Raw genomic sequence first — 21,870 nt, forward strand, 5'->3', positions numbered from 1 at the left:
AACCCATTTACAATTAGGCACTAATTTTAAAAAATACGCCCCGAAGTGTGTTCACATCTTGAAACGGCCTTCGGTTTTGGCCAATCCTGTACTCTTCATACTTGGCCTATCAAGATAGCTCCCCGCACTTATCTAATGATTAACCAGCATAAAATTACAGTTGAAACTGAGATAGATATCGAATGATTTGTTGAATTTCTTACACTACAAGATTATAAAGGAATGACAGTGTCAGCCCTCAGATCCGACCTCGTGGATGAATATGTCGATGAACATATCCAGATGTGGTCATACAATTTTCATAGACATTTTTTAATTACTCAAAGCACTTACCAAGGACACAAGGTGATCAAATGCATGATATAGACGAACTCCCCTATTTTAATAAATTCACGGACCAGTTCTTGATACGCAATTACGACTTTCAATTAGGTAATCCCGGGCTTCTGTGCGCAGAAGTTGATGGCTTGCAGGTAATTATAAAGTATTGGTTGAACCGTGATGAAGATCAAACCGAAATACTTAAAGAGATCTGGCTTTATGAAAAAAGACAATTGCAAAGATTAAAAGGATGTCCGGGTGTTGGTGACTTTATATCACCTATACATGAATCATATACTGATAAGCATGGCTTTTATTTAGTGATTAATAGTGGGACACGTTTACCTCTGGCATACCATTACGAGTTAATTTCACAAACTTTACAAATAAAAAGAGCTTGGATCTTTAATCTTAAACAAATACCTAACCGATTAAAATTCTGGAGAAATATTAGCAGAATAGTTTCTGCAATTGGTATTTTACACTCGCAAGGACTTTTGCATAGACATCTTAATTTAGACTCAATACTCACGGACACTACCGCTGACCTTGATTTTCAACTTACTGGATTTGAATGGTCTATTCGCGTACAAAGAATGTCAGAATCGAAAGTATTAAATGAGTCTTTAGAAAAAATAAGAGACTCTTTCTCATTTCTTACCGACTGGATAGATCTTGGACACCTAATATGTAGAATATTAAAAATCAATGTTGAAGAGATATCTAAAAGCGACTTTAAGATTGATGAACTTATTGTAAAAACCGGATTAACTTTGAATGAAATTGTATTTATAAAGGGAATGATCGGAGTCATTGATATTGATAAGAGCATATCAAGTAAAGTTTTAAATTCTGATATTGCATTAAACAAAATAAAGGAAATAACCTCAGATTTAGATGAATTATTACAAAAAAGCCCTGAACCATTAGCTATCGCATTTCTTTTCAACACATCCTCAATAAAAACACATAAAATCATAGGTAAAACATCTGTTTTCAATGCTGTACAACATATCCTTCATGAAAAACATTCAATCTATCTAAAAGAAGATGATTTCTCTGATCTTCTTGAATTCATAAATAAGGACATCAAGGAATCAAGCTTAACTAAAATATCAAACAACGGCTCTGATGATGAGTATTTATTGATTGGCTCTCAGCTAACATATGTCATTAGCAAAAATAAGATCAGTAGACAAGACTTAGATGGTCATTGGGATGTTGCTTTTTGTCACTCTGCATATTTATCTCAACCAAAAAATATAAATCCAAGAAACAGAAAAATAAAGATTCAAAGATATATTCAGTGCGTTATTCATACAAATAAATCTGAACTGCAGAGAATTAATCCACATCCATGGAATGAATACATAGACAATTTGAACTTACCATATGAAAAGGACGAGATAGCAAAGGATTTGACCACGGGATTTGCAGCATACCATTTAACTGAAATTGCATTTGCCAAAGCTGAAATATACCCAATTGAGGTTGTATCCTATGATTTAGATGAGGATGACCCCTCGCTATACAATGTTAAATTGCGGACACGAATAGATCCCGAAGCAGAAACAGTATCTGAAAGTCTATCCATAAAAAGCCCTGCCGTAAGACTTAAAAAAATATTCACAGAGAATGGTGAATACTCGAGGTGGATGTTTTTAAGCAACTCAAATTTTAATGATGAAGACCATGAAATTGTCTTGGACTTTTTATCAAAGCAATCAAAAGATGGTGATGTAATTTATGAGTTTACAACGAGCATCCCAAACCCGGATTTCAAGTCTCCATTCATTATTACCAGTTCAACGCAAGGTACAATTAGTCAGTTGAGTAGACGAGCCGCAGCAATTGATGCTTTAAGCCAACATGATGAACTTATCAGCCTGCTCAAATCGCCACATAAGTGGATAACAAATTCTAGTGAAAATTTAATCCTTCACAAATCATTTGAGGAGTTAGATAGCTCTAAAAGAGATGTTTTTAAGAATGTAATGAATACTCTCCCGTTATACTTAGTCCAAGGACCACCAGGTGTTGGAAAAACATATCTTGTAACTACATTGGTACAACAAGTATTTTCAAGTGAGCCTAACAGCAGATTGCTTCTTACAGCACAAAGTCACTCAACAGTACATCATCTATTTAATGAGGTCAATAAAGCACTCGACAAAGAGCATCCCGAAAACAATCCGTTATTAATAATAAGTTGTGTAAAAAGCGGTTCCCACGATGATGACGTTGACCCAAATTTAAAAGTTGACGAATTAGCAAGAGAGAATATTGAAAATCTTATTTCTAGTGAGTTATTTAGACGCTGTCCTTCAGAAAGCACAAAGAGTAGAGTACATTCTTTGAATAGTATAGGTAATCGTTCGGGAAGGAGTACATTAGTTAATCAACTCCTCAAATCAGCTAATCTAGTTTTTGCGACAACCAACTCTAAGCAGGTTGAAGGTCTAATCAAATCTAGAACTCAGTTCGATTGGTCAATAATGGAAGAAACTGGCAAGGTTACTGGTCTTGAGCTTTTGAGCCCGATGCTATTATCACACCGGAGATTAATGATTGGGGATCATAAACAACTACCCCCCTATGCTTCGGAAGTTATGAGGAAAGCTTTAGGAAACACTGATAATTTAAAAAAAGCCCTCCTGTTTTCACAAGACATTTATAACAACAACATAAAAGGTGAATTTGTTAAGAAAAAATTAGGTCAAGAAGCTCTAGATAGCTTCACTGATCAAGATTATATTGACATTTGCAACGAAGCTTTACGCCTTCATTTATTATTTGAAACCTTAATAAATGAAGAGGAAACCGCATTAAAAAGCTCAAGTAAATATTATGGCGATGCGAAAAAACATAAGCCGGTGGCTAGCATGTTAGAAATTCAGCATAGAATGCATCCAGTTATTGCAGACGTTGTATCTGAAGTTTTCTACAATAAAAAGCTAAGCACTTCATTAGTTAAAAAGGATTTTTATACTAAAAATAATAAACCATTTCATTTCGATACCAGTTCTGAAATTGCAATTAACAGTACACCGATAGTATGGATTGAAACACCTGATGTGCAGGCAAACAAAGGGACGCAATCCGGAGATAGAATGCCCCAATGGAACAATCCTTTTGAAGCTCAAATTGTTGTAGAATTAATCAAAATGCTAAATGTTAAAGCTGGAGTAACAAAACCACCAAAGCTAGCTTTATTATCACCATATAATAAGCAAATAGAAAAGATATCAAATCTCATAGATAGAGAAGTCATCAAAGGCCTAAATCTTGATAGCTTCATTGACCTGCCCCCAGTATTAGATACAACCTTCAGTTAGTAATGTCGGTTGGTTTTTCTTCATGTTTCCCGTTTCGCCAGCATGCTGCAAATTCAGACGGCGTCTGGTAATTCAGCGATGAATGAGGTCTGGACTCGTTATAGTCCTGCCGCCAGTCACTAATGATTTTCCGGGCATGAAGAATATCGCTGAACCAGTGCTCATTCAGACATTCATCCCGAAAGCGTCCGTTAAAACTCTCAATAAACCCGTTCTGTGTTGGCTTACCCGGCTGGATGAGTCGCAGTTCCACGCCATGCTCAAAAGCCCACTGATCGAGCGCACGGCAGGTAAATTCCGGGCCCTGATCGGTTCTTATCGTTGCCGGATAGCCACGAAACAGCGCGATGCCGTCCAAAATACGCGCGACCTGAACGCCTGAAATACCGAAAGCAGCGGTGATCGTCAGACACTCCTTCGTGAAATCATCCACGCAGGTCAGGCATTTAATCCGGCGGCCGCTGGCAAGTGCATCCATGACAAAATCCATCGACCATGTCAGGTTCGGCGAATCCGGGCGGAGAAGCGGAAGCCGCTCAGTCGCCAGACCCTTACGGCGTCGCCTGCGTTTTACACCCAGACCATTAAGGTGATAGATGCGGTAAACCCGCTTGTGGTTGACGTGAAGGCCCTCCCGACGCAATAACTGCCAGATACGCCGGTAACCAAACCGGCGACGTTCAAGTGCCAGCTCTGTGATACGCAGAGATAGCTGCGCGTCAGCAGCCGGACGCTGAGCCGAATAACGACAGGTTGAAAGGGACAGACCAGCCAGCCTGCAGGCACGGCGTTGTGACAGACCCGTTGTCTCACACATGACTTCTACGGCCTCCCGCTTCTGGTCTGTCGTCAGAACTTTCGGCCCAGAGCCACCTGAAGCGCCTCCTTATCCAGCATAGCTTCAGCGAGCAGCTTCTTGAGGCGGGCATTCTCCTCTTCGAGTGACTTGAGCCGCTTCACTTCGGGGACTTCCATGCCGCCAAACTTCTTGCGCCAGGTGTAGAAGGTGGCATCTGAAATAGCATGCTTGCGGCAGAGTTCCCGGGCCGAAACCCCGGCTTCAGCCTCGCGGAGAATGCTGATGATCTGTTCGTCGGAAAATCGCTTCTTCATGGGGATGTCCTCATGTGACTTATGAAGACATTACTAACATCGCGGTGTATTAATCAACGGGGAGCAGGTCATCATGAAACCAGATGATTCGGCATCATTTTGCAGTACAGTAGATGCATTTCAGGGAGCAGAAGCAGATTTGACTATAATATCGCTGGTAAGAAACAATAGTGATTCTTATCCACTTAGCGCGCTAGGGATATTATTGGATAGTCGAAGAATGAATGTTTTATTCAGTCGAGCTAAGCATCAATTAGTTATCGTTGGCTCTTATCAATTCTTGAAACATTGGGCTTCAAAAATTAAAAATGAAGAATTAAGTAAGGGTAATCAACGAAATGAGTTTTTGTATAAATTAATTTATAAACTCGAAGAATTAAAGGCTTCTGGACAAGCTACATTTCTTAGCTCAGACGCATTAATATCTAATAATTTGGGCTGCAGCATTAAGAAAAAAGGAAATTAAAATGACTAAAAATGATTCCAGCCATAAGATTTTTGTCAAAATTCCATTTGGATTCGGAACTTATCGATTAAAAATACTTCGTTCTCAGAAATGGGGTGCTATTGATTTGATGATTCTCATTTCATTACTAGAAGGACCTAAAACCTCTCAACAAATTTCAACTGAATCGTCCCTGCCAAAGCAGCTCATCATTGAAATTTTAATTCCACTAATGAAGGCTGGTTGGGTAGAAATTGTAAATTCAGACAACCAATTTTTATTTACTTTAACTGAACGCGGAGTGGCTGTAGCTGATGGAGAAGATCTTCCTCCCAATCAAGACCCCATGAGTGTTGTTAGAAGTTTCCTTATCGATCCCTTAACTGAAGAATGTTATCGATTTGAGAAGAAAAAAAGAAAGCAAAACTATCTAATCTACAAGAGACCTAAAGCTAATAGCTTAGCAAAACAATATGGAAATTACTGCATAGAGTTGAAGGTTTTGAATCCAAAGTTCTCGCCAAAAATTTCAGAGATATTAAACTGCTTACCAAATGAAAATGAAGAAGTTGTTGGGATTGAAGATGAATATATCAAAGAAAACTTCAGTAACTCGCTCAGATTTATGCTTGCTTGTGTTGATAGTGAAAATAGAGTTACAGGCGTTCCTGATATTTCAACGACTCTGAAAGATGCAATCATTGAGGCCGCAATAAAACAAAGGAAGCAACTACTTGAAGCCCCCTTACTAGCATCAACCTCCAAGAGTAAAGCTGTTGCATTCGAAGTAACTGCAAAGGAGCGAGCTTTTCAAGAAAGGAAAGTTGATCCACAAATGATAAAAGTAATATCAGGAGGCGATGATCATCATCAACACATAATTGAGTGCATAACTAATGCGCACTCTCGATTGATAATTCATTCAACATTTATAAATCCTTCAACTATTGAACTTTTCATAGAATATTTACTTGCGTGTGCCAGAAAAAGAGTAAAAATTGACATTCTTTGGGGGCAAACAGAGCCAGATGAAACGATTAAATTACAACAATATAATCAAATAATTGTAGCAATTGAAAAGTTTCAACAACGCATAAATTCTGAAGGCCTATCTACACAGATTAATATACATTCCACCCCTACGGGGTCACATTCAAAATTCATTATTTGTGATGATAAATATGGATTTTGGAGTGTTACTATTGGTTCTTGTAATTGGTTATCAAGTGGTTTTAATCGATTTGAAGCTTCAGTAAAAGTTACGGATACATCTTTTGTAGCTGACTGCCTTAACATAACTTCTGAATTAGCCACAGGTAGCCTAGGCGTTTCAAATATGTTGAGCCGTGATTTAGCAATAGAGGCTTCTCGGTTAAGTAAAGTTATTGATAATGATCATAATAAAATTAGCAATGCTGTTAGCGTGCAATTACTTACATCACGAGAGCACCATGCCTTGATTAAACAAGCCAGTGATCGAGTAAGCGATAGTTTCTTCATTTGTAGCCATAGGTTTAGCTTTGCTGCAGACAGGCCTATTTTGACACCGCTAATATCTGCAAAAAAAGACAACCCTAACCTTTCGATAAAGGTTGCTTACGGACGTACGAGTGGAACTATGAAGAATAGAGATGTTAGATTACTTAATAAAGATCTTGAAAAAATTGGATTTGATATTATCAAAGCTGATGATCCACAAATTCATGCTAAATTCGTTGTTTGGGATACTAAAAATTTGATTATTAGTAGTCTAAATTGGTTATCCTCTTCATCTAAAGGCCATGATTTTAGTGAATTAGGGGTTTACTTGCATGGTTCTAGTTTCGGAGACGAGATTTTGAATTCATTTAATGCCATCTATGACTAATAGTAAGAAATAAGTTATGCATACTGATAATTGAAACATTAATTTTTTATTACAGGGCAGTGAGCACCTGCCCTAAACACTTAAACTAAAATTTAATATACTGATAATCTTATCAACATAATAATATAATAATTCATTTTTATTCGGATGCTGTTACTTTAGGAAAAAAGAATATGTTCGTTGGCAACGGAACATGCGGTGCCCTTATATCGCACCTCGTCCTTTAACATTGAAATAATAAATTTACTGTTGATATTTATTCGTAATTCTTTCACGACTTAATTACCTTTATCGAAAAGGATTATATAACAACCTTCATTCTCCCCCACCCACGACAGGAGTGTGCATCCGATCATGACACCTAATATCCAGCACAAAGCTAATCCCTATTATGATGGTAAAACACGAAATATAGGAATTGACATCTCGTAACTCGACTTTATTAACTCCATAATATTGGGTGTTAAAGTCATTTTTGGACGTTAAGCCACAATATGCTGGATTTAACTCTCAGCAAACCCGAAGAAATCGTCAAGCTGTTGAGCGGATGAAGCAGGCGGATGTCGCGGCCAGAGCGGGAATTGGCGTAAATACGGTTTCCAATCTGGAAGCGGGTCGTAACGTCGGCTTTGAAAACCTGGTGGAAGTGGCGATGGTGCTCGGTCGGGTTAACGAGCTGGAAGCGCTGTTTGCCCCTCTGAAAGGTCCCCGGTTGCGCAGAGATTAAACGCGCTCACCTGTTAGCGCTCGGGCAACAGGAAACTGAACTCACGCCAGCGCAGGTAGGCGATATCATCGATAATTACAGTTCGGTTGCATCTGGCTTTGCCCGCAAAGCGGCCGATTTGTTCCCAGAGCAAATCACTGCGGAAACGCTACGCTTTCTCCAGGCGCGCATTGACGAAAACATCAAAAACCTGGCGAATTAGTTAGCCGCTGCGGCCCCAAAAAAGCGCCGTTTTCTCGGGCCATTCAGCGCCCTAACCTGCTTTTATTACTCCCGCTCATAAACCCATTTCGTGATTACGGATAATGCTTTCGCAGATGCCGACTATGCTTACCCTTCTAAAACCATACAAAAATAAGTTGTACCCCAACATTTAACCCTTTTACTGGAGGTTTGGCATGAGCAGCCAACACTTAACAACACCTGTGCCGTCAATGGTGCCGATCAGCTTCAAAGTCAACGGTATAAAGCAGCAATTAAACGTTGATACCCGCACCACGCTGCTGGACGCATTGCGTGAGCACCTGCATTTGACCGGCACCAAAAAAGGCTGCGATCACGGCCAATGTGGCGCCTGTACGGTGATGGTCAACGGACGTCGCATCAACGCGTGCCTGACCTTAGCGGTGATGCAGCAGGATGCAGAAATCACCACCATTGAAGGTTTAGGAAATCCGGATGAGCTGCATCCCTTGCAGGCGGCGTTCATCAAACATGATGGTTACCAGTGCGGCTACTGCACGCCTGGGCAAATATGTTCATCGATGGCGGTGCTGGAAGAGATCAAAGCGGGCATTCCCAGCCACGTCACCCACGATCTGGTTTCCGCGCCCAACGTGACTGCGGATGAAATTCGTGAGCGCATGAGTGGCAATATCTGCCGCTGCGGTGCCTATTCCAACATTCTTGCGGCGATTGAAGAGTACGCGGAGGGCCTGGAATCATGAAAGCCTTCACTTACCAGCGGGTCAAAACCCCGGCTGAAGCCGCTACCAGCGCCCAGCAACATACCAATGCCAAATTCATCGCCGGCGGCACCAATCTGCTCGATCTGATGAAGCTGGAGATTGAGACGCCCGCGCATCTTATTGATGTGAATGGGCTTGAGCTGGACAAAATCGAGGCCACAGCCGATGGCGGATTACGCATCGGCGCGTTGGTGCGTAACACCGACCTGGCGGCCGATGCGCGTATTCGCCGCGATTATGGCGTGCTGTCGCGCGCGTTAGTGGCTGGCGCTTCCGGCCAGTTACGTAATCAGGCGACAACCGCTGGGAATCTGCTGCAGCGCACGCGTTGCCCCTATTTCTATGACACTAACCAACCGTGCAACAAACGTTTACCCGGCAGCGGCTGCGCGGCGCTGGATGGCTTCAGTCGCCAGCATGCGGTGGTCGGAACCAGCCAGGCCTGTATCGCCACCCATCCGAGCGATATGGCGGTGGCGATGCGTTTGCTGGATGCGGTTATCGAAACGGTCAGCCCGGATGGGCGAGAGCGCAAAATCCCGATTGCTGAATTCTATCGTGCGCCTGGCAATACGCCGCATCTGGAAACCGTGCTCACTCCTGGCGAGCTGATTGTGGCCGTTTCACTGCCGGCCCCGCTGGGCGGCACGCACATTTACCGCAAGGTGCGCGACCGCGCGTCCTACGCTTTTGCGCTGGTCTCTGTTGCCGCCATCATTCAGCCGGATAAATCCGGCCGCGTGGCGCTCGGTGGCGTGGCACATCAGCCGTGGCGGTTGGCAGAGGCGGACAATGCGGTGATTCAGGGCGCGCAGGCAGTGAGCGATCGGCTGTTTGCCACGGCGCAACCTACCGCTGAAAACGAGTTCAAGATCATTCTGGCGCAGCGAACGCTCGCTTCCGTATTGGCAGAAGCGAGGGGATAACTGATGAAATTCGAAAAATCCGCAGGCAATAACCCAATTGATCAGCTGAAGGTAGTTGGTCAGCCACTCAATCGCATCGACGGACCGCTGAAAACCTCCGGCCTGGCGCATTACGCGTACGAATGGCATCACGAAGCGCCCGATGCGGCGTACGGCTATGTGGTCGGCGCGCCGATCGCCAAAGGAAAAATCACCGCCATTGATGTGCAGGCAGCGCAAAATGCGTCGGGCGTGTTAGCGGTGGTGACGGCTAACAACGCGGGAAAACTGGGCAAAGGCGATAAAAATACCGCTCGCCTGTTGGCCGGCGACACCATCGAACACTATCACCAGGCCGTCGCACTGGTTGTGGCGGAGACGTTTGAGCAGGCGCGTGCTGCGGCCAGTTTAGTGAAGGTGGATTATCAGCGTGAGCGCGGCGCTTATGATCTCGCGCAGCAAAAGCCGGGCGTTACCTCCGCGCCCGAAGATACGCCAGATAAGTCCGTGGGTGATTTCGCCGGTGCGTTTGCTGCCGCTGACGTCAAGCTGGATGCGCACTACACTACGCCTGACCAAAGCCACACCGCGATGGAACCGCACGCCTCGATGGCGACATGGCAAGGCGATAAACTCACCGTCTGGACCTCGAATCAGATGATCGACTGGTGCCGCACCGATCTGGCCGCCACGCTCAACATGCCAATGGAGAAGATCCGCATCGTGTCGCCTTATATTGGCGGCGGCTTTGGCGGCAAGCTGTTCCTGCGCAGCGATGCGGTGTTAGCGGCGTTGGGTGCGCGCGCGGTAAAGCGTCCGGTCAAAGTGATGCTGCCGCGGCCATTAATCACCAATAACACCACACATCGACCGGCCACCATTCAGCACATTCGCATTGGCACCGATAAAGCCGGCAAGATTCAGGCCATCGCGCATGAAAGCTGGTCGGGGAACCTGCCGGGAGGCACACCTGAAACCGCCGTGCAGCAAACGGAACTGCTTTACGCCGGTGCTAACCGCTTTACCGGATTACGACTGGCGACGCTGGATCTGCCCGAAGGTAACGCCATGCGCGCACCGGGTGAAGCGCCTGGGCTCATGGCGCTTGAAATTGCCATCGATGAAATAGCGGAAAAAGTGGGCATTGATCCGATCGCCTTCCGCATCCTCAATGATACGCAGGTCGATCCGGCCAAACCCGAGCGCCCTTTTTCACGCCGCCAGCTGGTTGAGTGCCTGAATACCGGCGCCGAGCGCTTTGGCTGGTCACGACGCAACGCCAAACCGGCAATGGTCAAAGAGGGACGCTGGCTGGTCGGCATGGGTGTTGCGGCCGGTTTTCGTAACAACATGGTGGCGCCTTCCGGTGCGCGTGTGCATCTCGACAATAAAGGCATCATCACCGTTGAAACCGACATGACCGACATCGGCACCGGCAGCTATACCATCCTCGCGCAAACGGCGGCGGAGATGATGGGCGTGCCGATCGAGCGTGTGGCGGTTCATTTAGGCGATTCAGACTTCCCGGTTTCTGCCGGTTCCGGCGGCCAATGGGGCGCGAACACCTCAACATCCGGCGTTTACGCCGCCTGCGTGAAATTGCGTGAAGCGGTCGCCAGCAAACTGGGCTTTGATGCGCAACGCGCTACTTTCAGCGACGGTCAGGTGCATGACGGAAACCAGAGCGCGCCGCTCGCCCAGGCCGCCGCTGAAGCCACCATCACCGTGGAAGACACCATCGAGTTTGGCGATCTTGACGAGCAATATCAGCAATCCACTTTCGCCGGACACTTCGTTGAAGTCGGCGTGGACGTCGCTACCGGTGAAGTGCGCGTGCGGCGCATGCTGGCGGTTTGTGCCGCCGGGCGCATCCTCAATCCCAAAACGGCGCGCAGTCAGGTGATTGGTGCCATGACGATGGGACTTGGCGGCGCGTTGATGGAGGAGCTGTTCGTCGATGAACGCCTCGGTTATTTCGTCAACCACGATATGGCGGGCTATGAAGTGCCGGTTCACGCCGATATCCCGCAGCAGGAGGTGATTTTCCTTGATGACACCGATCCCATCTCCTCACCGATGAAAGCAAAGGGCGTGGGTGAACTGGGCTTGTGCGGCGTCAGCGCGGCAATCGTCAATGCCATTTACAACGCCACCGGCGTACGCGTGCGCGACTATCCGGTGACGCTGGATAAGTTACTTAAAGGCTTGCCTGCCCTTGTCTAAAGTTGAGGAGAAGCGCATTGCAGCAGCTACTGATTGATGACGATCTGCAACCGCAGATCAAGCCGCAGCAGGCTTTGCAGACCGATGACAGTGAAAGCATCCTGCGCTTCGCGCTTGAAGCAATGGAGGCAGATTCCGCTGCCGTGCTGGTCACGCTGGTTGAGATTCGCGGTGGCGCGGCGCGGGCATTGGGTGCGCAGATGGTGGTGCGGGAAGATGGCCGCTATTGCGGCTATGTTTCCGGCGGCTGCGTGGAAGCGGCGGCGGCTTATGAAGCGTTGCAAGTTATCGCCACTAGCAAAGATCGCTTTGTGAGATATGGCGAAGGATCGCCTTATCTGGATATTGTGCTGCCCTGTGGCGGCGGCATCACGCTGGCTTTCCATCAGCTACGTGACGCGCAACCGCTTAGAAACGTGCTGGATTTGCTGGCAAAGCGTCAACCCGCAGCGCTGCGCTATCTGCCGACGTTTCAGCGGCTGGCGAGCGCTGCTTGCACTGAGATGACCGGCTGGCAGGAGGATGCCTTTATCACCGGCTATCTGCCAAAAACACGCGTGGCGGTATATGGACGTTCAGTCGAAGCGTTGGCGACGGCGTCGATTGCGCAGGCCGCTGGTTACGAGGTGCTTTCTGGCGAGGATGTGCAGGCGCAGGCCGTTGATCCCTTCACGGCGGTGATTTTGCTGTATCACGATCTCGATCGCGAACTCCCGGTGCTTCTGGCAGCGCTGCGTTCTGCGCCCTTCTATATCGGAGCATTGGGAAGTCGGCGCACGCATGCAACGCGTATTAAGAAATTGCTGTCGCTAGGGTTTAGTGAGAAAGAGATTGCGCGCATCAAAGCGCCGATAGGCATCTTTGCCCAGGCGCGCGATGCGCGCACACTAGCGCTATCAATTGTCGCGGATGTCGCGGCGGCTCGGCTCAACGTGGTTTAGCCACCACATCGAGATCGCGCTGTACAGCAGCGTCCGCTTCAAGGGTGACCAGTAAGCGCGGGTCCAGCAGCGCTCTGGCACCTTCATCGCCCTGCAAATTGCGTAACGCCTCAGCGTAGCATCCAGCAAACCCGACCGGATGGCCGGGTTTGCCTTTATAGGTAAGACGCACCTGCGCCGCGCCCTTTTCTAACGCCTCTTTTACTTGCCGATAATGATCCACCGTTAGCCACGGCATATCTCCCAGCGTAATGATCCATCCGTTCCAGTGAGCGGTCATCGCCACGCCCGCCGCAATGGATTCGCCGCTGCCGCCACTTTCACACAGCACAAGCTGCACGCCTGCCTTTACTGCATGCTGACGAACCGCCAGATAGTCGGGACGCGTCACCAGCGCCACCGGCAAGCCACTCAGCTTTGCCTGTTCAATCACCGTTTCAATTACCGTCGGCGCATCGTCGTTTATGCTGGCCAGCAACTTATTGCCGCTGCCGCCGCTGGCGATATAACGCGAACCTTTACCTGCCGCGAGGATGAGAATGCCGGGCGTTGCTGAATCCATAGAAGTTTTAAACCTTGCATTACCATCGATTGTTAATGAAATTATAGCTAATCATATGATTTATAATAGATATTAACAAAAAATAGCCAATCCAAATTAGATTGACTTCAATCTAATTTATGTCAATATATTCACGTTTTTCAGTCTCAATGACTGCAACTCTGCCTTAAAAATAGTGGTGATATGAAAGAGTTAAACGATGAAGTTTGCTGTGTAGGTCCTGAGAGTGAAGCGCCGGTGACTGTCGACCAGTTTCTCTGCTTCGCGCTCTATTCCGCGTCCCTTGCGATGACCAAACTTTATCAGTCGCGACTGAAACCACTGGGTTTGACCTATCCGCAGTATCTGGTGCTGCTGGCGCTATGGGAAAAAGACCATGTCACCGTTTCAGAATTGGGCGCGCGCGTGCAGCTGGATTCAGGCACGCTCAGCCAGCTTTTAAAGCGACTGGAGCAGGCTGGCATTATCAGTAGAAAACGCGATGTTGGTGGCGATGAGCGCAGAGTGTTGATCTCCGTCACTGAGCAGGGACAAGAATTAAAGATCTCGGCGGCCGGCGTTCCGGCTGACATGGTGTCAGTGATGGATACGCCTTATGAAGAACTGGCCGATCTCACTGCACGTGTTACCACGCTGCGCCAGAAACTGATCAATGCCCTGCCCTGAGGGCGCGAAACAATACATTCCTATGAATGCTTTGGAGCAAGCTGAAAAATGTTAATTAGCAAAGGAATTAAGGAGAAGGTGATGTCAGACGAGAAAGCGGAAAATATGGATGACATTCATGCTGTCATTGGTCACGCCGTGTCATGCCTGCTTAAATCCGATCAACCTTTGCAACTTGATCACATTACTGCGCTATTGAAGCAGCAAGAAGAAGCCGCGCCCGTTCAGCTCAAGCAGGATTATGTCAACGCGATGAGTAAGATTGCGGAAAAGTGTTTAGCATCGTAATCAGTGCTTTTTCTGATTCGGGATATTAGCATGCTTCTCACTACTGAAATCTTGTCCGTCGCGTTGCGTGCTGGTCCTGACGCTATGATTTCTGACATCCGCCAGTGCGCGTTGGCAGGCAACTCGCCTGTAGCTTTCCTCTTCTGTTTCCGCCATCTCTTCAAGTTTGGCTATCAGCGCCGCAGAGGATACTGCAACCTGGTCTTCTAAAAGAGCAAGCAGCGCCTCACCAATCATTCGGTCCTTCATCTGTTCATCGTAACTGCTGGTCATTTAATTCTCTGTGTAGTCATATTTACTCAAGCTTAAGAGTTATTAACCAATGGCGTTGTTATCTTGAGAAAATCAACGTGCGTCAGTCAGGTTAAGAGAAAACAATTGTTTTGTAAAATCCAATCTAATTCAGCAGCGCTATCAGCAAGTCCTGCCGCATAAAAAATGATCGCCTCGGCGCGATGACATTCCCCGATAAAAACAAGCTCATCCAACTTGATTAAAGATAAGAAAAGTCTTAGTGGCCTCGCGTACGTTTTCATGGCGAAAAATCACCACGGGAAATAATTAGTATGAAAGCCGCAAACCCTGCTTTTCTCACCTCACTTTGCTTTACTGTTATCGGTTAGGATGCAGCGAAATTGAAAATCTATCAGTTCAGAAAATTCACTTTTAATGTGAAGAATCATGAAGTCACCTGCGACGGCAAGATGATGGCGGAGATAGCCACCACCGACTCTGCGCGTGTTATGCAAGGCGATGGATTAACCGTTATTTTCTATCACTATTTTCCGGAAAAAGCTGCGGTGATGAAGGATGGCCAGTTTGTCGATTGGGCCAGACTGAAACGTTAACGATAATGCGGGCAGCAAGGAGGCTGCACTCTCTTCTACAGGCGTGATAAACACTCGCCAGCGCATTCCATTCGTCTGTGACTTTTATCAATGATTAATAACGTTAAATAAGCCGATTAAAAAGCGTTCACTGATACAGCATGAGGGTATTGCGCTAAAATATCTTTGTTTACAGTTTATAACGGTAGGATTTATTCCACTTACTACACTGGAAGCGTGTATTTGCACGCTATTAACTTTATAAGGAATAAATCCAGTGCGTAAATTTTCTCTAATTGTATTAACTGCAGGCGTGCTGCTGTCGGTCACTTCTCAGGTTGAAGCGAAAGGCTGCATTAAAGGTGCCGTTGTCGGCGGCGTGGCGGGCCACGTGGCACATCACGGCGTTGCGGGTGCAGCAGCGGGTTGTGCGGTTGGTCACCATATGGCGAACAAAAAGCAGAAAGAAGCGGATAGCAAACAGCAGCAGTCTAAGTAATTCCCTGAGCTGCCTGTGCAAACAGGCAGCTGTAAAACGCGTTATAAACGCTTTTGCGAATCCGCATCAAACAGCATCGCGCGATCCGCATCAATGGTCACAGGCAGAATATCCCCCGCCTGTGCGCCAGAACGTTGCGTGGTGAACAGCATAATGTCGTGCCCCAACAGCGATCCATGAATCAGCTCGGATAATCCCGTCGGCTCCACCAGCGACACTTCTAACGGCAGCGCATTCATCGCGCCCGCTTCGGCAATCGCCACGTTTTCGGGGCGGATACCGTAAATTACCGCTCGCCCAGCCTGATGCTGCGAACAATGCTGATTCAACGGCAACTGTGCGCTATCGCCAATACGCACGCCCTGCGCGGTCATCATGCCATTGATGAAGTTCATTGATGGCGAGCCAATAAAGCTGGCGACAAACTTGTTCGCCGGTGTGTCATACAGCTCGAGCGGCGTACCGACCTGCTGAATCACACCGTTGTTCAGCACCACAATGCGATCCGCCAGCGTCATGGCTTCAACCTGATCGTGCGTCACGTACACAATGGTGTTGTTCATCTGCTGGTGCAGCTTCTTGATCTCGACGCGCATCTGACCGCGCAGCTGTGCATCCAGGTTCGACAGCGGTTCATCAAACAGAAACACCTGCGGCTGACGCACGATGGCGCGTCCCATGGCCACACGCTGCCGCTGACCGCCGGATAACTCTTTGGGTCGGCGATCAAGCAGATGCGTCAGGCTGAGAATTTCCGCCGCACGCCTCACCTTCTCTTCAATTTCTGCGCGCGGACGCTTCTGAATTTCCAGGCTGAAGCCCATATTGCGCGCCACCGTTAGATGCGGATAGAGTGCGTAACTTTGAAACACCATCGAGATATCGCGATCTTTGGGTGCCACATCGTTCATCAGCTGGTTGCCGATACGAATATCGCCGCCGGTCGCCAGCTCCAGTCCGGCGATGGTGCGCAGCAGCGTCGATTTGCCACAGCCGGATGGTCCCACCAGTACCACGAATTCGCCGTCTTTGATGGTGAGGTTAATATCGCGCAGCACCTCAACGTTGCCATAGCGCTTGTCGATCTGTTTGAGCGTGATTTCAGCCATGATTTACCCCTTAACCGCACCGGCGGTGAGTCCCTGAACCAAATAGCGTTGAATAAAGGCGAAGAACAGACAGGCCGGGATCAGCGCCAGCACCACCGCCGCCATCATCTCGCCCCAGGAAACGGCAAATTTCGACACGAAGCTGAGCAGCCCAACCGGGAAGGTCATCACTTCGTTTTTGTTGATCAGCATCAGCGAGAACAGCAGCTCGCTCCACGCTGCGGTAAACACAAAGCCCAATGTGGCCGCCATGCCCGGCAAGGTCAGCGGCACCAGCACGCGATACAGCGCCTGAAAACGCGTGCAGCCTTCCAGCATCGCCGACTCCTCCAGATCTTTGGGAATCGCATCAAAGAAGGATTGCATCAGGAAGGTGGCAAACGGCACGTTAAACGCGGTGTAGATCAGAATCAGCCCCAGCAAGCTGTTGGTCAGGCCCAGCGGCGCCATCACCTTGTAAATCGGCGCGATGATCATCACCAGCGGAAACATCTGCGTGAACAGCAGCAGTCCGGCGATTAGCACTTTGCCGCGGAACTGGAAGCGCGAAAAGGCATAGCCGGCCGCAGCGGCAATCAGCGTGGTAAGAAACGCGGTGCTAAACGAGACAATCAGGCTGTTGGTAAAAAAGGTCGGGAAATCACTGTCGGTCAGCACTTTTTTGAAATGACCAAAGGTCACGCCGCTCGGCAATAACGTTACGCCCTGACTAAACAACAGTTGGTCCGGCGTCAGCGAGATTTTGATGATCCAGTAAAGCGGAAACAGCGCGAACAGCAGATACGCCGCAATACTCAGGCGATGGCCAATCAGCGGTAAGAGTCGCATCGTCGCCTCCTATTTCAGCAGCTGATGACGGATGCGCAGCAACACCAGCGCATAACAGGTCATCAGCAGTAACAGAAACACCGCCATCGCTGAGGCATAGCCAAAGTCGAGCTTGCGATAGGCGGTGGTGAAGATGTAGCTGGAGAGAATCGAGGTCGATCCCGCCGGACCGCCATCGGTCATCACCACAATGAGATCGGCAAAATTGGCGATCCAGATGGTGCGCAGCATCACGGTGATGGCGATCATCGGTGCCAGAAACGGCAGCGTGACGCGACGAAACTGCTGCCAGCCGCTGGCACCGTCAATCGAGGCCGCTTCGTACAGATCTTTGGGAATCGACTGCAGCGCCGCCAGCAGCGTGATGGCAAAGAACGGAATGCCAAACCAGACGTTGGCGATCACCGGTCCCCACATAGCCAACTGCGGATCGGACAGAATGTTGTACGGCTCACTCAGCACGCCCAAATCGCTCAGCCACTGCGGCAATGGGCCGACTACCGGATTGAACAACCATGACCAGGTCAAGCCAGAGAGAAACGCCGGAACCGCCCACGGCAAGAACACCAGCGCCTGCACCCAACGGCGAAAACGGAACTCGCGATTGAGCAGCAGCGCCAGCGCCAAACCGAAGAAGAACTGCAGCAGCAGCGAGCTGAGCGTCCAGTTCAGCGTGTGGCCCAGCGCTTTGAAAAAGCGCCGGTCATCAAACATCTCGCTGAAGTTATCCCAGCCGACCCAACCGGTCTCCAGCGGATTCAGCAGGTTAATGCTCTGAAACGCATAGGAGATGCCGATCGCCATCGGCACAAAGATGAACAAAGCGATCAGCAACAGGCCAGGCGAGAGATACCACCACGGCTCAGCCAGCCGACTCCAGCGGAGGCGGCGGCGCGCCGGACTGTTGGGCAGAGAAGCATCAAGCATCATAATCACACTCCGCGTGGTTGAAGGTTACTGCGTGGCAAGCCAGGCTTTCTGCTCTTTGCTGAGATAGTTCGCCCAATCCTTCACCATGCTTTCGGTATCGTTCTCACCCAGCAAGGTTTCCTGGCTGCTCTCTTTCACAATCACCGAGTTGAAATAGCCCCAGCCTTTGAGATGGGTTGGCATGGTGAGTGGCACATAGTTAGGATCGTTCAGCTCTTTGAACCAGCCGGCGAACTGCGGCGTTTGGTAAAACGGGTCTTGCTCGGCACCTTTGTAAATCGGCAGCGTGCCGACGAATTTTGACCATGCGAGGTTGTTGGTTTTGTCACTGAGGAAGGTAATCAGCGGCCAGGCGAGATCCTTCTGTTTACCCTGCTTGAACATCGACCAGCCGGTATAGCCAATGGTCGGGAAAGCTTTGCCTGACGGGCCAACCGGCATCGGAGCCACAGCGAAATCATCGGCCGCCATGCTGTTTTTAATGGCGATCAGCGCGTCGGGATCCTGATCGAGCATTGCGCATTTACCTGAATAGAAGCCCGAAACGATCTCATTGAAGCCCCAGTTAACGCTGTCTTTCGAGGCGCCGCCCTTTTGATACATATCCACCAGCAGCTGCGCGCCTTTCATCGCACCCGGCTCGGTCAGCGTGCTGTTACCTTGTTTATCGAAGAACTCCGGTGAACCGTTCATCGCCGCCATAAACATCATCCAGGCGTTGGTGCCGCCCACGCCACCACGCATGCAGTAGCCGCTGATGCCATTCCCCAATTTGCTGATGCGCTGAGCATCGCTGGCGAATTCCTCCATGGTTTTGGGCGGTTCACTCAATCCTGCCTGCTGGAACAGCTTTTTATTCCAGAACAGCGCGCGCAGATAAAAGCCGTACGGCACCATGGTGGCTTTGCCGTTGGCAGCGCGCGCCATGGCCAGCGTTTTATCGGTGAGCTGCGGCGTGGCATCCCAGCTTTTCAGGCGCGGCTCGAGGTCTTCCAGCATATTGTTACTGGCATACAATCCTTGCCAGGTATCCGGCATTTCCACCACATCCGGCACCTGACCGCTCTGCAGCATGGTGCCGAGCTTTTCAAACGCCTGGCCCCACGGCAGTGAAATCAGTTCAATCTCCGTGCCGGGATGCTGGGTTTTATACTCATCGAGCATTTTTTGCAGCAGCGCGGTGCGCGGCGGGCTGGTAATCACTTCCACTACGGTAAGCTTGGCGGCGAGGCTGCTCATCGCTGCACTCAAACCCACGGCTAACACTAATGCTTTCACGGCAAAACGTTGCGTCATGACTTTTCTCCAGTGAGTGATTACGCGCGATTCGCGCTGGCAAGGGCTTGCTGCAAATCGGCCCACAAATCGTTGGTCTCTTCAAGGCCGACCGAGATGCGGATCAGCCGTGGCGAGACGCCGAAATCCACCGCCGAGTTAAATTCACTGGCCTGGTTGATCACCGAAATCGCCGGCATCACCAGGCTCTCAAATCCGCCCCAGCTCACGCCCATGTGGAACAGCTCCAGCGCGTTGCACAGCTGTGGAATATCCACCTGCTCCGCCACTTCAAAGGCAAACAGACCGCTGTAGCCGCGCAAGGTGGACCACGACTGCGGTTTCAGCCCCGGATGGCAGACGTCGGTCACCAGCGGATGCTCCGCCAGTTTCTCGGCAATGATCAGCGCGCTTTGGTGATGGTGTTTCATGCGCAGCGGCAGCGTGCGCAGGCCGCGCATAAGCAGTGACGCTTCATGCGCCGAAAGTTTGCCGCCAAGGTAAGGACTGATGTGACGCGTAATGTTGTTGATGTGCTGCTGGCTGGCGATCACCAGACCAGCCACCACATCGCTGTGGCCGCTGATATATTTCGACGCCGAGTGCACCACGATATCGATGCCGCACAGTAGCGGCTGCTGGAAAATCGGTGATGCCCAGCTGTTATCGATCATGCTGACCACGCCCGCTTCGCGCGCCATCGCGCCGAGCTTATTCAGATTCTGTTCACTCATCACCCAGCTTGAGGGACTTTCCAGATACAGCAGGCTGGCATCCGATAAGGCCGCACCAATTGCAGCTTCGTCATCGCCATCGACAAACTCGGTAACGATGCCAAAGCGCTGGCAGAAGCCACGCAGAAAGCGATAGGTATCGGGATAAACGTGATTAACGCACACCACTTTTTTACCCGGCGCCACCACGCTGAGAATCGCATTGCTGATCGCCGCCATGCCGCTGCCAAAAGCCAGACAGGCTTCGCCGCCCTCCAGCGCCGCCATCTTGTCCTGCAGCGCTTTTACCGTCGGGTTATCGACGCGCGAATAGAGCGGCTGATCGCTCTCGCCGCGAAAGCGCGCGATCATGCTGTCGTAATCACTGAAGGTGAACAGCGAAGACTGGTAAATCGGCGTAGTGACCGCGCCCATTTCATGGCGTTGATCGTGAGTGAGCAGCGTTTGTAGCGGAATCGACTTATCGTTTGGCATTCATTACATCCTTCATGTCGCGTTCGGTGATATCGAGAATTTGATGGCAGATGGCGCGCGATGCCGTGCAATCGCGCTGGCGGATAGCGTTGAAGAGTTCACGGTGCAGCGGGAAAGAGTCTGAAAACAGCGCCTGTTCCGGCGGTGATTCGAAAAATGCATGAAATGAGTCGTAAATGCCGTTGAGCATTTGTAGCAGCAATGGATTTCCGGCAGCCCGATAGATGCTGGCGTGAAATGCCCAGTCTTCCGCACCGGCAGAACCGATCGCCAGATGCACTTTTTCCATCTCATTAAGACGTTGCTCGATTTCGATCAGATCGGCAGCCGAGGCACGTTGAGCCGCCAACGCGCAGGATTCTGACTCGATAATGCGGCGCACTTCCAGCGCGTGTAGCATGTTGGCCGAATCGTTTTTAAAGCGCAGCGATAAGAAGCTGTCGTTGACGCCCACTTCCGCCTGCAAAAAAGTACCGCTGCCCTTTTTACGCAAAATAATGCCAAGCGCTTCCCAGCGTTTGAGTGCTTCACGCACCGTATTGCGGCTGACGCCAAGCTTCTCCGCCAGCACGCGTTCCGGCGGCAAGCGGCTGCCGGGCTGCGCACCCGACTGCGCCATATAGCGCGTTAGCGCATCGAGAATCAGCGTATCGCTGCGCGGCGTGGAAATAGGATGAAGCTCAGCCGGTATCTGCATGGCAATGCCCTAATTGGTCAAACATCTCTACCAATCGAATAGCAATGCGCGTGCCAGATTATTAATGCGCTGAATTAAATGAATTTTGTGCGGTGTTATAAGTGGACATTATGAGTTTTGCTGGTGCAAATCGAGG

The 21,870-nt window shown here is 49.2% G+C and carries 20 protein-coding genes and 1 pseudogene; 12 read left to right on the forward strand and 9 right to left on the reverse strand.

What is annotated here, in order from left to right:
- The first annotated feature begins 353 nt into the window (after positions 1 to 353).
- Entirely contained in the window at positions 354 to 3,656 is a 3,303-nt protein-coding gene (locus tag AAF463_RS21470; RefSeq protein WP_350262026.1) for an AAA domain-containing protein, read from the forward strand.
- Here AAF463_RS21470 and AAF463_RS21475 read toward each other — a convergent pair.
- Positions 3,649 to 4,769 (reverse strand): IS3 family transposase gene (locus AAF463_RS21475; protein WP_350262027.1). Its coding sequence is split into 2 segments (ribosomal slippage): positions 3,649 to 4,511 and positions 4,511 to 4,769, totalling 1,122 coding nucleotides; the frame shifts between segments, so codons are not numbered across the junction. The two genes, AAF463_RS21470 and AAF463_RS21475, sit on opposite strands and share 8 nt — an antisense overlap.
- 73 nt (positions 4,770 to 4,842) lie before the next feature.
- On the opposite strand from AAF463_RS21475, the gene AAF463_RS21480 reads away from it, so the two are divergent.
- The 7 genes and pseudogenes from AAF463_RS21480 (at position 4,843) to AAF463_RS21510 (ending at position 12,845) form a co-directional block, all read left to right on the forward strand.
- Positions 4,843 to 5,235: an AAA domain-containing protein gene (locus tag AAF463_RS21480; protein WP_350262028.1), complete on the forward strand. Its 393-nt coding sequence runs from the start codon at positions 4,843 to 4,845 to the stop codon at positions 5,233 to 5,235.
- 1 nt (position 5,236) lies between these two features.
- A complete protein-coding gene (locus tag AAF463_RS21485) occupies positions 5,237 to 7,081 on the forward strand; it encodes a phospholipase D-like domain-containing protein (RefSeq protein ID WP_350262029.1) in 1,845 nt (614 codons plus the stop codon).
- A 494-nt stretch (positions 7,082 to 7,575) separates the two neighbouring features.
- Positions 7,576 to 7,778, forward strand: a pseudogene (locus AAF463_RS21490) (helix-turn-helix transcriptional regulator); the annotation flags it as partial.
- A gap of 428 nt (positions 7,779 to 8,206) precedes the next feature.
- A complete protein-coding gene (gene paoA, locus AAF463_RS21495) occupies positions 8,207 to 8,755 on the forward strand; it encodes an aldehyde dehydrogenase iron-sulfur subunit PaoA (protein ID WP_217548224.1) in 549 nt (182 codons plus the stop codon).
- Positions 8,752 to 9,702, forward strand: a complete 951-nt coding sequence (locus AAF463_RS21500) for a xanthine dehydrogenase family protein subunit M (protein ID WP_110866897.1) — start codon at positions 8,752 to 8,754, stop codon at positions 9,700 to 9,702. Before paoA ends, AAF463_RS21500 begins: the two co-directional genes overlap by 4 nt.
- Before the next feature lie 3 nt (positions 9,703 to 9,705).
- Positions 9,706 to 11,904 carry an aldehyde oxidoreductase molybdenum-binding subunit PaoC gene (gene paoC / locus AAF463_RS21505; protein ID WP_350262030.1) on the forward strand — a complete coding sequence of 733 codons (2,199 nt, stop codon included), beginning with the start codon at positions 9,706 to 9,708 and terminating at the stop codon, positions 11,902 to 11,904.
- 17 nt (positions 11,905 to 11,921) lie between these two features.
- On the forward strand, positions 11,922 to 12,845 hold the full coding sequence (locus tag AAF463_RS21510) for an XdhC family protein (protein ID WP_350262031.1): 924 nt from the start codon (positions 11,922 to 11,924) through the stop codon (positions 12,843 to 12,845).
- Here the strand turns inward: AAF463_RS21510 and AAF463_RS21515 are convergent.
- Positions 12,832 to 13,407 carry a nucleotidyltransferase family protein gene (locus AAF463_RS21515; protein WP_110866894.1) on the reverse strand — a complete coding sequence of 192 codons (576 nt, stop codon included), beginning with the start codon at positions 13,405 to 13,407 and terminating at the stop codon, positions 12,832 to 12,834. The two genes, AAF463_RS21510 and AAF463_RS21515, sit on opposite strands and share 14 nt — an antisense overlap.
- Before the next feature lie 183 nt (positions 13,408 to 13,590).
- Here AAF463_RS21515 and AAF463_RS21520 point away from each other — a divergent pair, with 183 nt between their 5' ends.
- Positions 13,591 to 14,073, forward strand: coding sequence for a MarR family transcriptional regulator (locus AAF463_RS21520; protein ID WP_350262032.1), 483 nt, complete (start codon positions 13,591 to 13,593; stop codon positions 14,071 to 14,073).
- An 81-nt stretch (positions 14,074 to 14,154) separates the two neighbouring features.
- Entirely contained in the window at positions 14,155 to 14,361 is a 207-nt protein-coding gene (locus AAF463_RS21525; protein ID WP_101761503.1) for a hypothetical protein, read from the forward strand.
- Here AAF463_RS21525 and AAF463_RS21530 read toward each other — a convergent pair whose 3' ends face one another.
- Complete coding sequence (locus AAF463_RS21530; RefSeq protein ID WP_110866893.1) at positions 14,362 to 14,634, reverse strand: hypothetical protein; 273 nt, start codon at positions 14,632 to 14,634, stop codon at positions 14,362 to 14,364. It lies immediately after the preceding gene.
- A 398-nt stretch (positions 14,635 to 15,032) separates the two neighbouring features.
- Between AAF463_RS21530 and AAF463_RS21535 the strand changes: the two genes are divergently transcribed.
- Both AAF463_RS21535 and AAF463_RS21540 read left to right on the forward strand, forming a co-directional pair.
- On the forward strand, positions 15,033 to 15,209 hold the full coding sequence (locus AAF463_RS21535; RefSeq protein WP_158238597.1) for a hypothetical protein: 177 nt from the start codon (positions 15,033 to 15,035) through the stop codon (positions 15,207 to 15,209).
- Between the two features lie 256 nt (positions 15,210 to 15,465).
- The gene (locus AAF463_RS21540; protein WP_101761506.1) at positions 15,466 to 15,687 is read left to right on the forward strand and encodes a hypothetical protein; all 222 of its coding nucleotides are present in this window, start codon (positions 15,466 to 15,468) and stop codon (positions 15,685 to 15,687) included.
- A gap of 41 nt (positions 15,688 to 15,728) precedes the next feature.
- Here the strand turns inward: AAF463_RS21540 and ugpC are convergent, their stop codons facing one another.
- From ugpC to AAF463_RS21570, 6 genes are read right to left on the reverse strand one after another with little or no spacing between them, the layout of a single operon-like run.
- The gene (gene ugpC / locus AAF463_RS21545; protein WP_350262033.1) at positions 15,729 to 16,796 is read right to left on the reverse strand and encodes a sn-glycerol-3-phosphate ABC transporter ATP-binding protein UgpC; all 1,068 of its coding nucleotides are present in this window, start codon (positions 16,794 to 16,796) and stop codon (positions 15,729 to 15,731) included.
- A gap of 3 nt (positions 16,797 to 16,799) precedes the next feature.
- The gene (locus AAF463_RS21550) at positions 16,800 to 17,624 is read right to left on the reverse strand and encodes a carbohydrate ABC transporter permease (protein ID WP_110866890.1); all 825 of its coding nucleotides are present in this window, start codon (positions 17,622 to 17,624) and stop codon (positions 16,800 to 16,802) included.
- 9 nt (positions 17,625 to 17,633) lie between these two features.
- Positions 17,634 to 18,554: a sugar ABC transporter permease gene (locus AAF463_RS21555; RefSeq protein ID WP_192234862.1), complete on the reverse strand. Its 921-nt coding sequence runs from the start codon at positions 18,552 to 18,554 to the stop codon at positions 17,634 to 17,636.
- 24 nt (positions 18,555 to 18,578) lie between these two features.
- A complete protein-coding gene (locus AAF463_RS21560; protein WP_222183326.1) occupies positions 18,579 to 19,850 on the reverse strand; it encodes a sugar ABC transporter substrate-binding protein in 1,272 nt (423 codons plus the stop codon).
- A gap of 20 nt (positions 19,851 to 19,870) precedes the next feature.
- On the reverse strand, positions 19,871 to 21,037 hold the full coding sequence (locus tag AAF463_RS21565) for a PLP-dependent transferase (protein ID WP_350262034.1): 1,167 nt from the start codon (positions 21,035 to 21,037) through the stop codon (positions 19,871 to 19,873).
- Positions 21,024 to 21,734, reverse strand: coding sequence for a FadR/GntR family transcriptional regulator (locus AAF463_RS21570; protein WP_350262035.1), 711 nt, complete (start codon positions 21,732 to 21,734; stop codon positions 21,024 to 21,026). The genes AAF463_RS21565 and AAF463_RS21570 overlap by 14 nt, the downstream gene beginning before the upstream one ends.
- Positions 21,735 to 21,870: the final 136 nt, after the last annotated feature.

The sequence above is a fragment of the Pantoea sp. BJ2 genome (genome assembly GCF_040255075.1).
Classification (GTDB): Bacteria; Pseudomonadota; Gammaproteobacteria; order Enterobacterales; family Enterobacteriaceae; genus Pantoea; species Pantoea leporis.

Bases quoted from the DNA above. Each gene is read 5' to 3' on its own strand.
- AAF463_RS21470 (WP_350262026.1), top strand. From the start codon at position 354: ATGCATGATATAGACGAACTCCCCTATTTTAATAAATTCACGGACCAG.
- AAF463_RS21480 (WP_350262028.1), top strand. From the start codon at position 4,843: ATGAAACCAGATGATTCGGCATCATTTTGCAGTACAGTAGATGCATTT.
- AAF463_RS21485 (WP_350262029.1), top strand. From the start codon at position 5,237: ATGACTAAAAATGATTCCAGCCATAAGATTTTTGTCAAAATTCCATTT.
- paoA (WP_217548224.1), top strand. From the start codon at position 8,207: ATGAGCAGCCAACACTTAACAACACCTGTGCCGTCAATGGTGCCGATC.
- AAF463_RS21500 (WP_110866897.1), top strand. From the start codon at position 8,752: ATGAAAGCCTTCACTTACCAGCGGGTCAAAACCCCGGCTGAAGCCGCT.
- paoC (WP_350262030.1), top strand. From the start codon at position 9,706: ATGAAATTCGAAAAATCCGCAGGCAATAACCCAATTGATCAGCTGAAG.
- AAF463_RS21515 (WP_110866894.1), bottom strand. From the start codon at position 13,407: ATGGATTCAGCAACGCCCGGCATTCTCATCCTCGCGGCAGGTAAAGGT.
- AAF463_RS21520 (WP_350262032.1), top strand. From the start codon at position 13,591: ATGAAAGAGTTAAACGATGAAGTTTGCTGTGTAGGTCCTGAGAGTGAA.
- AAF463_RS21525 (WP_101761503.1), top strand. From the start codon at position 14,155: ATGTCAGACGAGAAAGCGGAAAATATGGATGACATTCATGCTGTCATT.
- AAF463_RS21530 (WP_110866893.1), bottom strand. From the start codon at position 14,634: ATGACCAGCAGTTACGATGAACAGATGAAGGACCGAATGATTGGTGAG.
- ugpC (WP_350262033.1), bottom strand. From the start codon at position 16,796: ATGGCTGAAATCACGCTCAAACAGATCGACAAGCGCTATGGCAACGTT.
- AAF463_RS21550 (WP_110866890.1), bottom strand. From the start codon at position 17,624: ATGCGACTCTTACCGCTGATTGGCCATCGCCTGAGTATTGCGGCGTAT.
- AAF463_RS21555 (WP_192234862.1), bottom strand. From the start codon at position 18,554: ATGATGCTTGATGCTTCTCTGCCCAACAGTCCGGCGCGCCGCCGCCTC.
- AAF463_RS21560 (WP_222183326.1), bottom strand. From the start codon at position 19,850: ATGACGCAACGTTTTGCCGTGAAAGCATTAGTGTTAGCCGTGGGTTTG.
- AAF463_RS21565 (WP_350262034.1), bottom strand. From the start codon at position 21,037: ATGCCAAACGATAAGTCGATTCCGCTACAAACGCTGCTCACTCACGAT.
- AAF463_RS21570 (WP_350262035.1), bottom strand. From the start codon at position 21,734: ATGCAGATACCGGCTGAGCTTCATCCTATTTCCACGCCGCGCAGCGAT.